The organism is Allobrachymonas chironomi DSM 19884 (assembly GCF_000374625.1).
Classification (GTDB): domain Bacteria; phylum Pseudomonadota; class Gammaproteobacteria; order Burkholderiales; family Burkholderiaceae_C; genus Brachymonas; species Brachymonas chironomi.
In genome coordinates this window covers 94,011-106,269 of sequence record NZ_KB894770.1, presented here as the reverse complement: position 1 = coordinate 106,269, position 12,259 = coordinate 94,011, and the positions used below count along the sequence as shown (strand labels likewise).

The window sequence follows — 12,259 nt, the reverse complement described above, 5'->3', positions numbered from 1 at the left end:
GCCCCTTCATAGGGGGAGTCTTTAGGTCAGGACACAATGTCTGATTTGAGTCTTCAATTACAGCAGGCCACAAGCCAATTCCCCGTCAGCAGCTATTTCAGCGAGGCCCTGTTCCAGCGTGAGCTGGAAACCATTTTTGCGAAAGGCCCGCGCTACGTGGGGCATGCTGCTGCCGTGCCCCATGTGGGCGATTACTACGCCCTGCCCCAGGAAAACGAGGGCCGTGCACTGGTGCACACGCCCAACGGCATCCAGCTGATTTCCAACGTCTGCCGGCATCGCCAGGCCGTGATGCTGAAAGGCCGCGGCACGCTGCCGCAGGGCAACAACATCGTCTGCCCGCTGCACCGCTGGACCTACAGCAGTGAAGGCACCCTGCTGGGCGCACCGCATTTTCCCGAGGATCCCTGCCTCAATCTGAACAAGTACCAGCTGCAGAGCTGGAACGGCCTGCTGTTCGAGGACAACGGCCGTGACATTCACGCCGATCTGGCCGATATGGGCCCGGCGTCTGCGCTCAACTTCGACGGCTTTGTACTGAGCCATGTCGAATCGCACATCTGCAACTACAACTGGAAGACCTTTATCGAGGTCTATCTGGAAGACTACCACGTGGGTCCGTTCCATCCCGGCCTGGGCAACTTTGTCACCTGCGACGATCTGGCCTGGGAATTCAAGCCCGAGTACTCGGTGCAGACGGTCGGCATCGCCAACCAGCTGCAGAAGCCCGGCAGCCCGGTCTACCAGAAGTGGCACGAGGTGCTGATGCAGTATCGCAATGGCGAACTGCCCGAACAGGGTGCGATCTGGCTGACCTACTACCCGCACATCATGGTCGAGTGGTATCCCAATGTGCTGACCGTGTCCACCCTGCATCCGCTCGCCGTGGACAAGACACTCAATCTGGTGGAGTTCTTCTATCCCGAGGAGATTGCCGCTTTCGAGCCGGAATTCATCGAGGCGCAAAAGGCCGCCTACATGGAAACCTGCATCGAGGATGACGAGATTGCCGAGCGCATGGATGCCGGCCGCAAGGCGCTGCTGGAGCGTGGCGACAACGAGGTCGGCCCCTACCAGAGCCCGATGGAAGATGGCATGCAGCATTTTCACGCGTGGTACCGTCGCAAGGTGGGCCACCCCGAGGAACTGGCCGTGGATGCCCTGCGTTAAGCACGATCCGGCCTGATTTCCTACAATATGAGATGGCGTTTTTCATGACGCCATCTCTTTTTTTGTCCGATTCACTCCCCTACTGATTTATGCAAGCCCTCTGGATGGCCCTGGGTGCCCTGTTTTTCACCCTGATGGCGCTGTGCATCCGCCTCGCCTCGGAAGCCCACGGCATCATGGAGATTCTGGTCTACCGCGGCCTGGTCGGCATCGTGCTGTTCGGGCTGCTGATGCGGTTGCAGGGTGTCTCCCTGGCCACGCCGGTGCCGGTACTGCATGTGCGCCGCAGCATCGTGGGCGTGCTGTCGATGTCGCTGTGGTTCTACACGATTGCCCATCTGCCCATGTCCACCGCCATGTCGCTCAACAGCATGAGCAGTGTCTGGGTGGGCACCATCGTGCTGGCCGGCAACTGGTGGCGGCTGCGCCGCATTACCCATCCCTGGCTGTTCGTGATTGTGCTGACCGGCTTCGCCGGCGTGCTGATGCTGCTGAATCCGCGTTTTGACAGCCTGCCGCCACTGGCCGGCATGATCGGCTTGGGGGCAGGCATGATGGCAGCACTGGCCTACATGCAGGTGGGTGCGCTGGGCAAGGCGGGCGAGCCGGAGTCGCGCGTGGTGTTCTATTTTTCGGTGGGCACCGTGTTGCTGGGCCTGCTGGGGGTACTGGCCACAGGGGAATTTCACCCGGTCACGCGTGAAAACGCCATCTGGCTGCTCGGCAGCGGCGTGTTTGCCTCGCTCGGGCAGTGGTGCCTGACGCGCGCCTACTCGCGCGGAGCCACCATGCTGGCCGCGACGCTGCAGTATCTGAATATCGTGTATGGCACCCTGTTTGGCCTGTGGCTGTTTGATGAGATGCCGCAGCCACTGGCCTGGCTGGGCATGACCATCATCATTCTGAGCGGCGTGGCGGCGACAGCGGTGCGCGGGCATCAGGTGCGCAAGGCGGCGCTGGCGGCTGTCGAGTAGGCCCTGTGCCCGACGCTGCCATGTCCGGGAGGGAATAATCTCTAGAATCGGTAATTCTGCTCCCATTTTCTGGACAAGCCATGTATACCCACCTGATCAGCGTCGAACAACTTCAGCTCCTGCAGACCTCCGGCAAGCCCCTGATGGTGTTTGACTGCAGCTTTGACCTGTCCGATCCTGCCCTGGGCGCAGCGATGTTTGCCGAGGCGCATATTCCGGGCGCCGTGCATGCCGATCTGGACCGCTTGCTCAGCAGCCAGGATGCGCAGCGCCGTGCCAGTGGCGGCCGCCATCCGCTGCCCTTGCGCGAGGATTTTGCGGCTGCGCTGCAGGCCATCGGTTTCCGCAACGACATGCAGGCCGTGGTCTATGACCGCAACGGCAACAACTACTGCGGTCGTCTGTGGTGGATGCTGAACTGGCTGGGCCATGAGGCCGTGGCGATACTCGATGGCGGTCTGGCGGCCTGGAAGGCGGCTGGCCTGCCGCTGGAAAGCGGCACCGTCACCTCATCCTCCAGCAATGCGCCCTTTGTTATCGGTGCATCGCGCGTGCGTCTGGCCGATACCGCCAGCGTGGTCGCCGGGCTGGAACAGCCGCAACACACCCTGATCGATTCCCGTGGCCCGGCACGTTACAGCGGAGCCGAGGAACCCATCGATCCGGTGGCTGGCCATATTCCCGGCGCACTGAATCGCCCGTTCCCGCTGAACATGGATGCCGAGGGCCGCTTCAAGCCGGCCGCCCAGCTGCGCCAGGAGTTTGCACAGCTGCTGCAGGGCCGTGATCCGGCTGGCGTGACCATTCACTGTGGCAGCGGTGTCAGTGCCGTGCCCAACATCGTGGCGATGGAGCTGGCCGGACTGCCCCGCCCTGCCCTTTATGCCGGCAGCTGGAGCGAATGGTGCACGACCGAGCCGGCACTGCCGGTGGAGCGCGGCTGAGTTCTCCAGCTCCGGCTGGCATCCACGCAGCACCGGCGTGGATCAGCCAGCGGCAACCCTTGGGTCAGCGCACACCGTTCTGGCGGAACCAGTCCAGCATCGCTTTCCAGCCGTGCCGGGCATCCTGCTCGCGGTAACTGGCGCGGTAATCGGCATGGAAGGCATGCGGCGCATCCTTGTAGACGCCGATCAGGCTCTTGCGTGCCGCCGCATTACCCTGCTCGCCCGCGGCTTTCAGCGCGTCGGACATGCGTTCCACGGTCTCCATCGGGATGCCGGTATCGGCCTCGCCATAGAGGCCGAGCACCGGAGCCTTGAGCTGCGCGGCCAGATCGACCGGCTGCTGCGGCGTGAGCGCTGTCTTGTCACCCACCAGCCGGCCATACCAGGCCACGCCAGCCTTGACCTGCGGGTTGTGCGCGGCATAGAGCCAGGTCATGCGACCGCCCCAGCAGAAACCGGTCACGCCGAGACGGCTGGTATCGCCACCATGCTGGCCGGCCCAGCGCACCGTGGCGTCCAGATCGGCCAGCACCTGCGCATCCGGCACTTTCGCGATCACCTCGCGCATCAGCGTCGGGATATCGGTGTAGCTGGCGGCATCGCCCTGCCGCACGAACAGCTGCGGCGCAATCGCCAGATAGCCCTGGTGCGCCAGCCGACGTGCCACATCGGCGATATGCGCATGCACGCCAAAAATTTCCGATAGCACCAGCACCACCGGCAGGTTTTGCCTGCCTTGGGGCGCAGCGCGGTAGGCCGGCATGGCAAAACCGTTCACATCGATGCGGACATCGCCCGCCTTCAGGCCATCGGAGGAGGTCACGATCATGGTCTGTGCGCTGACCGGCTGCACTGCCGCCGCGAACAGGCCGCTGGCGATGGCCGCCTGCAACACGGTACGGCGGCTGGTGCCTGACGGGCCTTCGGGCAGCAACGCCCTGGCATCCTGGATCTGGTCACGGTTCGGCATGGCTTGTCTCCGGTACGAGTGAAAGAATCAGTGGGCCTGTTCCCAGTTGGGTCCCAGACCGATTTCGGCCAGCAAGGGCACACGCAGCTGCGCCACACCAGCCATGATGCGCGGAATCTCCTGCCGTACCCAGTCGGCTTCGGCTTCGGGCACCTCGAACACCAGTTCGTCGTGTACCTGCATGATCATGCGGGTGGCATGGCCGCCGGTATCGAGCACGCGCTGTACCTCGACCATGCTTTTCTTGATCAGGTCGGCGGCGGTACCCTGCATGGGTGCGTTGATGGCCGCGCGCTCGGCACCGGCACGGCGCTGGCCATTGCCGCTGCGGATATCGGGCAGGTACAGGCGGCGGCCGAACACGGTTTCCACATAGCCCTGGTCACGCGCCAGTTCGCGCGTGCGCTCCATGTAGGCCTGCACACCGGGGTAGCGCTCAAAATAGCGCTGGATATAGTTGCGTGCTGCCGTGTTGTCGATGCCGAGCGACTTGGCCAGGCCAAAGCTGCTCATGCCGTAGATCAGGCCAAAGTTGATCACCTTGGCATAGCGGCGCTGCTCGCTGCTGACCTGATCCGGGGCCACGCCAAATACCTCGGCGGCGGTGGCGCGGTGCACATCGGCGCCGGTCTCGAAGGCATGGATCAGGGCCGGGTCCTGGCTGATATGCGCCATGATGCGCAGCTCGATCTGGCTGTAATCGGCACTGGCAATCAGGCTGCCGGGCGGTGCCACAAAGGCTTCGCGGATCTTGCGGCCTTCCGGTGTGCGCACCGGGATGTTCTGCAGGTTGGGATCGTTGCTGGACAGGCGGCCGGTCACGGCCACGGCCTGCGCGTAATTGGTATGCACGCGGCCCGTCACCGGATCGGCCAGGCCGGCCAGCTTGTCGGTATAGGTATTCTTGAGCTTGGACAGGCCGCGGTATTCGAGAATGATGCGCGGCAACGGAAAGTCCTCGGCCAGTTTTTCCAGCACTTCCTCGTCCGTGCTGGGTGCGCCGGTCGAGGTTTTCTTGATCACCGGCAGACCCAACTTGCCAAAGAAGATCTCGCCAATCTGCTTGGGCGATCCCAGGTTGAAGCTCTGTTCGGCGACAGCATGGGCCTGTTTCTCCAGCTCCAGCAGACGCATGCCGAGCTCGTTACCCTGTCGCGCCAGCTGCTGCGCATCCACCAGTACGCCTTCGCGCTCCATGCGGAACAGCACCTCGCTGGTGGCGATTTCGAGCTCGTAAATCGCGCGCAGCTGCTCGTCCTGCTCCAGTTGCGGCCACAGCAGCTGGTGCACCTGCAGGGTGAAGTCGGTGTCCTCACAGGCATAGTGGGTCGCCTTGTCGACTGGCACCTGGCTGAACGGAATCTGGCTCGCCCCCTTGCCACACAACTCCTCGTAACTGGTACCGTCGCGGCTCAGGTGGCGCAACGCCAGGCTTTCCAGACCGTGCGGACGGTGGGCTTCCAGCACATAGCTCTGCAGCATGGTGTCGTGGACATAGCCGTGCACCTGCACGCCGTGGTTGGCAAACACATGGCGGTCGTACTTGATGTGCTGGCCCAGCTTGGCGCGGCCGGCATTTTCCAGCCACGGGCGCAGCGTTTCCAGTACCAGCTGAAGTGGCAGCTGCGGTGGCGCATCCATGCCATCGTGCGCGATCGGGATATACACGCCCTCACCCGCCCGGATCGAAAAGCTCATGCCGACCAGTGTCGCCTGCAGCGCGTTCAGCGAGGTGGTTTCGGTATCGAGGGCGACCAGCTCGGCTTGTTGCAGACGCTGCAGCAGCTCCTGCAGCTGCTGCTCTGTGGTGATCATGCGGTAATCGGTTTCAGTCGCTGCCGGGCCGGCTTCGGCCGTGGCTGGCGAGGCAAACAGGTCGTCGGTAGCCCCGTTGCCGGCTGCCACAGCCTGGCGCTCATCCGGCAGCGCCTTCAGCAGCGAACGGAACTGGTAGCGCGTGTAGAAATCGCGCAGCGCGGCAACATCGGGCGATTGCAGGGTCAGCGCCTGCATGTCCGGCAAGCCACTGACATGCGGCGACAGATCGCAATCGGTGACGATGGTGACCAGCTTGCGGCCGGTCGGCAGCCAGTCGGCCGCCTTGCGCAGGTTCTCGCCGGCCACGCCCTTGATCTCGTCGGCACGCTGCATCAGCGCATCCAGCGAGCCATAGGCGTTCAGCCACTTCGCAGCCGTCTTCGGGCCGACCTTGTCCACACCGGGCACGTTGTCGACCGGGTCGCCGACCAGCGTCTGGTAATCGACCATCAGGGCGGGCGGCACGCCAAATTCTGTCGTCACGCCGGCCACGTCACGCACCTTGCCACTCATGGTATCGATGATGCTGACCTGCGCGTTGACCAGCTGGCTCAGGTCCTTGTCGCCGCTGGAAATCACCACGCGCATGCCGCGCTCCGACGCCATGTGTGCCAGCGTGCCGATCACGTCGTCGGCCTCGACCCCCTTAATCGCCAGCACCTGCCAGCCCAGCAATCGCACCACCTCGTGAATCGGCTCGATCTGGCTGCGCAAATCGTCCGGCATGGGCGCGCGCTGGGCCTTGTACTCGGGATAGATATCGTTGCGGAAAGTTGTGCCCTTGGCATCGAATACGCAGACCGCGTAGGCAGCCGGATACTCCTTCGTCAGCGACTGCATCATGTTGACCATGATGCGCAGTGCGCCGGTCGGCTGCTGGCTGCCGTCCGGCAGCGGCACACTCCAGTTTCCGCCGGCATGGAAGGCGCGGTAGATATAGCTGGAGCCATCCACCAGCAACAGGGTGTTGTCCGGTGTGGCGGGTTCGGAAATGACGGGGGTGGCGGGGGATTCTTGCATGTGGGCATTGTGCCTGCAAAGCGTGCTGCCGGGACATCTCCCTGCGCCCTGTCGCACGACGGTAATCGTTTAAAATCGGAACATTGCGCCAGCCATGAGCCCATGCCGTGCGCCTCTTTCAGCCACTTCCAGCATGAAACACTCCCTGACGCTTTCCGCCCTGGCGGCTTCCCTGACGCTGGCATTGGCGGGCTGTGCCCAGACCGGCCAGCATGCCGCTGCCGGCCACGATGCGGCAGCTCCGGTCATCGCCACCCCCACGGGCCAGGCCGAGCCGCTGCAGGCCGGTGACCAGCGCATCGAGCGCATCCACCACAGCGATGCCGGCGGCTCGGTCGACGAACTGCGCGTGGGTGGCGAAACCCGCAGCCTGATCGTGACCCCCAGCCGCGCTGGTGCCGCCTACGAAATCAAGCCCACTACTCCCACCCCCAGCACCAGCAGCGGCCAACGCGTCTGGAACCTGCTGAAATTCTGAGCATCCATGGCAGTCTATACGGAAGTCTCGCTGGAGACAGCACAGCCGCTGTTCCAGCGCCTCGACCTGGGCACGCTCACGCAGCTGCGTGGCATCCAGGGCGGTATTGAAAACACCAATTATTTCGCCACCACCGATCAGGGCGAGTATGTGCTGACCCTGTTCGAGCGCCTGACGCATGAGCAGCTGCCCTACTATCTGTACCTGATGCAGCATCTGGCACAGCGCGGCATTCCGGTGCCGCTGCCGGCCAGCGATGCCGATGGCGACATCCTGTTCACCCTGTGCGGCAAGCCGGTTGCCGTGGTCGAGAAGCTGCGTGGCAGCAGCCAGCTGCAACCGCAGCCGGTGCACTGCACGGCCGTCGGCAGCACGCTGGCGCGCATGCATCTGGTAGCCCAGGATTTCGGTCGCGAACAGCCCAATCTGCGTGGTCTGCCCTGGTGGAACGAGACCGCTCCACTGGTCTATCCGCACCTGGACGAACAGCAGAGCACCCTGCTGCGCGCCGAACTGGCCTACCAGAACCACGTCGCTGCCGGCAGCGCCTTCCAGGCCTTGCCACGCGGCCCGATCCACGCCGATCTGTTCCGCGACAACGCCATGTTCGACGGCGAGACCCTGACCGGTTTCTTCGATTTCTACTTTGCCGGCAACGACAGCTGGCTGTTCGACCTGGCGGTCTGCCTGAACGACTGGTGTATCGACCATGCCAGCGGCGCCCTTGAGCTGGACAAGACACGTGCCCTGCTCGATGCCTACCAGACGGTGCGTCCGCTGCAGGCCGCCGAGCGCGAGCTGCTGCCGGCCATGCTGCGCGCTGCCGCGCTGCGCTTCTGGATCTCGCGCCTGTGGGATTTCCACCTGCCGCGCGAGGCCAGCATGCTGGTGCCGCACGATCCGACCCACTTCGAGCGCGTGCTGCGTGAACGCATTGCCCATCCGCTGACGCTGGCCGACGCGCCGGTGCTGGCCTGAGTCACGGCGCATGCAGTTGCAGCTCGTTCCTGCCAGCCGTGGCTTTGCCTGGATGCAGCAGGGCATCCGCACCTTTGGCAAACGGCCGGTCGCCCTGCTCGGCCTGTTCATGATCTTCCTGCTCGCCATGAGCATTCTGGCGATGATCCCGTGGATCGGACTGGTGCTGGCGCTGGCCTTGCTGCCGGCGGTGACGCTGGGCTTCATGAGCGCCACGCGTACCGTCGCGCACGGGGATTTTCCGATGCCGACAGTGCTGCTGACGGCGTTCCGGGCCGGCAAGGAGCAGCTGCACGGCATGCTGCTGCTGGGTGGCATCTACGCCATGCTGTTCGGCGCCAGCATGGCGCTGACGCAGCTGATCGATGGCGGCCAGTTCATCAAGCTGTATCTGCTGGGCGTGAGCACCTCGCCGGAAGAAATCCGCCAGATTGCCGGTGATGGCAGCTTTCAGCTGGCCACGCTGGTGGCGGCGGTCAGCAATGTGCTGATTGCCATGCTGTTCTGGCATGCCTCGGCGCTGCTGCACTGGCACCAGGTGCCGGCCATCAAGGCGATGTTCTTCAGTCTGGTGGCCTGCATCCGCAACTTCCCGGCCTATGTGCTGTTCCTGCTGGGCTGGGTCGGGGTTGCCGTGGCGGTGATTTTTGGCGCATCGCTGCTGCTGGCCACGCTGTTTGGTTCCATGGTGGCCGCCGTGGTCATGCAATTCCTGATGATCATCGTCACCTGCATGTTTTTTGCCTCGCAGTACTTCAGCTATGTGGACTGCTTTGTCGAGGCCACGGCGCTCGACCACCAGGCGCGTCAGCAAACGCCGCCGGCGTTCTGAGCCTCAGCCCCGCTGCGCGGCCAGCCAGGCCTCGTCCTTCGCGTCCAGCAGACCCTGTGCACGGGCCTGCTCCAGCAGTTCCGGCCGGTGCTGGCGCGTCAGGCGCAGGCTTTGTTCACGCCGCCAGCGTGCAATCGCGGCGTGGTTGCCGCCCAGCAGCACCTCGGGCACGGCCTCGCCTTCCCAGATTTCCGGACGCGTGTAGTGCGGGCAATCGAGCAGGCCATCCAGCGCCGGATTGAAACTGTCCTGGATATGGCTGGCCTCGTCCTGCAGCACGCCGGGCTGCAGGCGCGCCACGGCATCGAGCAGGGTCACGGCGGCAATCTCGCCACCGGAAACGACAAAATCCCCCAGGCTGATCTGCCGGTCCACATGGCGATCGACAAAGCGCTGGTCCATGCCCTCGTAGCGACCACACAGCAGGATCGCACCACGGCTTTCGGCCCAGCGGCTGACACCGGCATGGTCGAGCCGTTCGCCAATCGGGCTGAACAGCACCACCGGGGCCTGCTCCTGCACCGCTTCGGCCCGATCGGTGCGGATCGCCTGCAGGCAGCGTGCCAGCGGCCCGGCCTGCATCACCATGCCGGGACCGCCACCAAACGGACGGTCATCGACGCGGCGGTAATTGCCCTCGGCAAAATCGCGCAGCTGCCACAGGCGCACCTGCACCTGGCCGCTGTCATAGGCGCGACGCGTCACGCCGCTGTGCAGCCAGGGCTCGATCAGTTCCGGGAACAGGGTGATGATGTCGAAGCGCATGGACAGGCTTTGCCGGAAAATCAGTAGTCGGGTTGCCAGTCGGCGATGATGCGCTTGCCGGCCACATCCACCTCGTCGATAAAGGCGGCGACAAAGGGAATCAGGCGTTCGACCGTCTTGTCATCTTCCTGGGCTTCGAGGACCAGCGTGGTCTGCGGGCCGGTGGCCAGCAGATCGCGCACCGCGCCCAAGGCTACGCCTTCGCGGTTGCTGACGGCACAGCCGATCAGATCCACCCAGTAGAACTCGCCCTCTTCCGGCGGCGGGAAGGCCGAGCGCGGTACGCAGATGCGCGCGCCCTTGAGCAGTTCGGAGGCATTGCGGTCGGCAATGCTGCGGCTGTGCGCCACCAGGCCATCGCCATGTTCGCGCACCTGCGCTACCGGCATGGTCAGCGTGCCGCTGAAATGGCGCGCTCCGCGTTCGGCCGGCAACAGATACCACTGTTTGCAGGCAAACAGGGCTTCGGTCAGCGTGTTGTAGGGAATCACGCGGAACCAGCCCTTGATGCCCCAGGCTTCGCCGATACGGGCGACTTCAACCGCGTCTTCGGGCAGTGATGCGGTATCCAGCAGGCTTGTCAGGTCAATGCTCATGGCTTTTTCGGCAATCGGGAAAAACAAAGCCCAGTGGATCGCACTGGGCTTTGCTCGTCAAGTGACGGATGGATCAGGCAGCAGTCTTGGCCAGCTGCTTTTCCAGGCGTTGCACGGTGGGAGACACCTGTGCACCCACGCTCTTCCAGTAGGCCAGACGGTCCTGGGCGATGCGCAGGCCTTCGGCAGCTTCCTTGGCGCTGGGGTTGTAGAAACCGATGCGCTCAATGAAACGGCCATCGCGACGCACGCGCTTGTCAGCCACAACAACGTTGAAGAACGGACGGCCCTTGCTGCCGCCGCGAGAGAGTCGAATAACGACCATGGTGATATCCTTGGGTGGTAAAAGTTCTTTCAGCGTTTGAGACACGCGACTGGCCACCCGGCCAGCGACACACTGAAAACACAAGATTATAAACGCATACCTTCGGCTTGCTCAAGCCCAGCGCACTTTTTCACCAATTCCGTCCCATGTCTGCAACGCCCCAGATCCGGCCGGCCACCGAGGCCGACCTGCCACGCATTACCGCCATCTACAGCCACCATGTGCTGCATGGCACCGGCACATTCGAAACCGAACCACCCACGCTGGAACAGATGCGCCAGCGACTGCAGGAAGTCTACAGCCGCGACCTGCCCTGGCTGGTGGCAGAGCTGGACGGCCAGGTAGCGGGCTTTGCCTACTGCAACTGGTTCCGGCCACGTGCGGCCTTCCGCTACAGCGCGGAGGACAGTATCTACCTGGCTCCGGAAGCCGGTGGCCAGGGTCTGGGCACGCTGCTGCTGGGTGAGCTGATCCGTCGGGCCGAGGCGCTCGGCATCCGCAAGCTGATTGCGGTGATTGGCGATTCGCACAATCAGGCCTCGCGCGGCCTGCACCGCCGCCACGGTTTTACCGAAGCCGGCATCATCCGCAATTGCGGCTGGAAGCATGGACGCTGGCTCGATATCGTGATGGTGGAACGCGTGCTCGGCGCCGGTGCGGAAACGCTGCCCGAATGAGTGCCGCCCTGCCCATTGTGTATGCCGATGAGGCCATGATCGTGCTGGACAAGCCCTCCGGCTTGCTCTCCGTTCCTGGCCGTGGCCCGGAAAACCACGACTCGCTGAGCGTGCGCGTCCAGGCGCAGTTTCCCGATGCGCTGATCGTGCATCGGCTCGACATGGGCACCAGCGGCCTGCTGGTGATGGCACGCGGCATCGAGGCACAGCGCACGCTGAGCCAGCACTTTGCCGAACGCCGTACGCGCAAGCGCTATGTCGCCATCGCACAAGGTGAGCTGCCGCAACGGGCCGATTGGAGCACGATTGACGCGCCGCTGATCGTGGACTGGCCGAACCGGCCGCGCAGCAAGGTGGACCACGCCATCGGCAAGCCGAGTGTGACGCATTGGCGGCATCTGGGCGAACAGGAATCTTGTGTCGGTCTGGCGCGGGACCACTTCCGCCCGGCGCAGGCGCACAGCGTGCTGGATCTGGAGCCGGTCACCGGCCGCTCGCACCAGCTGCGCGTACACCTGCTCTCCATCGGCCACCCGATTGCCGGCGACACCCTGTATGGCGATGCCGCGAATCAGGCCATGGCAACACGCCTGCTACTGCACGCCTATGCGCTGCAGATCCCGCATCCGGTCAGCAGCCAGGACATGCATTTCTGCTGTCCGACCCGATTCGCCTGACTCGCGTAAGCCCATCCGCTGTGCGGACTCTC

General features: G+C 64.0%; 13 protein-coding genes. 8 read left to right on the top strand and 5 right to left on the bottom strand.

Features of this window, described 5'->3' with window-relative positions; all coding sequences use genetic code 11:
• Positions 1–36: 36 nt before the first annotated feature.
• The 3 genes from C513_RS0108085 (at position 37) to C513_RS0108075 (ending at position 3,088) form a co-directional block, all read left to right on the top strand.
• Positions 37–1,170 carry an aromatic ring-hydroxylating oxygenase subunit alpha gene (locus tag C513_RS0108085; RefSeq protein WP_018715544.1) on the top strand — a complete coding sequence of 378 codons (1,134 nt, stop codon included), beginning with the start codon at positions 37–39 and terminating at the stop codon, positions 1,168–1,170.
• An 89-nt stretch (positions 1,171–1,259) separates the two neighbouring features.
• Positions 1,260–2,144 carry a DMT family transporter gene (locus C513_RS0108080; protein ID WP_026320686.1) on the top strand — a complete coding sequence of 295 codons (885 nt, stop codon included), beginning with the start codon at positions 1,260–1,262 and terminating at the stop codon, positions 2,142–2,144.
• 80 nt (positions 2,145–2,224) lie between these two features.
• Entirely contained in the window at positions 2,225–3,088 is an 864-nt protein-coding gene (locus C513_RS0108075; protein ID WP_018715542.1) for a sulfurtransferase, read from the top strand.
• 64 nt (positions 3,089–3,152) lie between these two features.
• Here the strand turns inward: C513_RS0108075 and C513_RS0108070 are convergent, their stop codons facing one another.
• A complete protein-coding gene (locus C513_RS0108070) occupies positions 3,153–4,061 on the bottom strand; it encodes a dienelactone hydrolase family protein (protein ID WP_018715541.1) in 909 nt (302 codons plus the stop codon).
• A gap of 27 nt (positions 4,062–4,088) precedes the next feature.
• The gene (gene polA / locus C513_RS0108065; RefSeq protein WP_018715540.1) at positions 4,089–6,899 is read right to left on the bottom strand and encodes a DNA polymerase I; all 2,811 of its coding nucleotides are present in this window, start codon (positions 6,897–6,899) and stop codon (positions 4,089–4,091) included.
• A gap of 133 nt (positions 6,900–7,032) precedes the next feature.
• On the opposite strand from polA, the gene C513_RS0108060 reads away from it, so the two are divergent.
• The 3 genes from C513_RS0108060 to C513_RS0108050 are packed head-to-tail and all read left to right on the top strand — an operon-like array spanning position 7,033 to position 9,187.
• Entirely contained in the window at positions 7,033–7,377 is a 345-nt protein-coding gene (locus C513_RS0108060; protein ID WP_018715539.1) for a hypothetical protein, read from the top strand.
• A gap of 6 nt (positions 7,378–7,383) precedes the next feature.
• The gene (locus C513_RS0108055) at positions 7,384–8,355 is read left to right on the top strand and encodes a homoserine kinase (RefSeq protein ID WP_018715538.1); all 972 of its coding nucleotides are present in this window, start codon (positions 7,384–7,386) and stop codon (positions 8,353–8,355) included.
• Between the two features lie 10 nt (positions 8,356–8,365).
• Entirely contained in the window at positions 8,366–9,187 is an 822-nt protein-coding gene (locus tag C513_RS0108050; protein ID WP_018715537.1) for a BPSS1780 family membrane protein, read from the top strand.
• Between the two features lie 3 nt (positions 9,188–9,190).
• Here C513_RS0108050 and trmD read toward each other — a convergent pair whose 3' ends face one another.
• From trmD to rpsP, 3 genes are all read right to left on the bottom strand, one after another.
• A complete protein-coding gene (gene trmD / locus C513_RS0108045; protein ID WP_018715536.1) occupies positions 9,191–9,952 on the bottom strand; it encodes a tRNA (guanosine(37)-N1)-methyltransferase TrmD in 762 nt (253 codons plus the stop codon).
• A gap of 20 nt (positions 9,953–9,972) precedes the next feature.
• Positions 9,973–10,548 (bottom strand): ribosome maturation factor RimM, encoded by a 576-nt coding sequence (gene rimM / locus C513_RS0108040; protein ID WP_026320684.1) that lies wholly within the window; start codon positions 10,546–10,548, stop codon positions 9,973–9,975.
• Between the two features lie 73 nt (positions 10,549–10,621).
• Positions 10,622–10,873, bottom strand: a complete 252-nt coding sequence (gene rpsP / locus C513_RS0108035) for a 30S ribosomal protein S16 (RefSeq protein ID WP_026320683.1) — start codon at positions 10,871–10,873, stop codon at positions 10,622–10,624.
• Positions 10,874–11,019: 146 nt separating this feature from the next.
• Here rpsP and C513_RS0108030 point away from each other — a divergent pair, with 146 nt between their 5' ends.
• Both C513_RS0108030 and C513_RS0108025 read left to right on the top strand, forming a co-directional pair.
• Entirely contained in the window at positions 11,020–11,550 is a 531-nt protein-coding gene (locus C513_RS0108030) for a GNAT family N-acetyltransferase (protein ID WP_018715533.1), read from the top strand.
• Positions 11,547–12,227 carry an RluA family pseudouridine synthase gene (locus C513_RS0108025; RefSeq protein ID WP_018715532.1) on the top strand — a complete coding sequence of 227 codons (681 nt, stop codon included), beginning with the start codon at positions 11,547–11,549 and terminating at the stop codon, positions 12,225–12,227. The genes C513_RS0108030 and C513_RS0108025 overlap by 4 nt, the downstream gene beginning before the upstream one ends.
• The last annotated feature ends 32 nt before the right edge of the window (positions 12,228–12,259 follow it).

Coding starts and splice junctions, on each gene's coding strand:
- C513_RS0108085 (WP_018715544.1), top strand. CDS start 37: ATGTCTGATTTGAGTCTTCAATTACAGCAGGCCACAAGCCAATTCCCC.
- C513_RS0108080 (WP_026320686.1), top strand. CDS start 1,260: ATGCAAGCCCTCTGGATGGCCCTGGGTGCCCTGTTTTTCACCCTGATG.
- C513_RS0108075 (WP_018715542.1), top strand. CDS start 2,225: ATGTATACCCACCTGATCAGCGTCGAACAACTTCAGCTCCTGCAGACC.
- C513_RS0108070 (WP_018715541.1), bottom strand. CDS start 4,061: ATGCCGAACCGTGACCAGATCCAGGATGCCAGGGCGTTGCTGCCCGAA.
- polA (WP_018715540.1), bottom strand. CDS start 6,899: ATGCAAGAATCCCCCGCCACCCCCGTCATTTCCGAACCCGCCACACCG.
- C513_RS0108060 (WP_018715539.1), top strand. CDS start 7,033: ATGAAACACTCCCTGACGCTTTCCGCCCTGGCGGCTTCCCTGACGCTG.
- C513_RS0108055 (WP_018715538.1), top strand. CDS start 7,384: ATGGCAGTCTATACGGAAGTCTCGCTGGAGACAGCACAGCCGCTGTTC.
- C513_RS0108050 (WP_018715537.1), top strand. CDS start 8,366: ATGCAGTTGCAGCTCGTTCCTGCCAGCCGTGGCTTTGCCTGGATGCAG.
- trmD (WP_018715536.1), bottom strand. CDS start 9,952: ATGCGCTTCGACATCATCACCCTGTTCCCGGAACTGATCGAGCCCTGG.
- rimM (WP_026320684.1), bottom strand. CDS start 10,548: ATGAGCATTGACCTGACAAGCCTGCTGGATACCGCATCACTGCCCGAA.
- rpsP (WP_026320683.1), bottom strand. CDS start 10,873: ATGGTCGTTATTCGACTCTCTCGCGGCGGCAGCAAGGGCCGTCCGTTC.
- C513_RS0108030 (WP_018715533.1), top strand. CDS start 11,020: ATGTCTGCAACGCCCCAGATCCGGCCGGCCACCGAGGCCGACCTGCCA.
- C513_RS0108025 (WP_018715532.1), top strand. CDS start 11,547: ATGAGTGCCGCCCTGCCCATTGTGTATGCCGATGAGGCCATGATCGTG.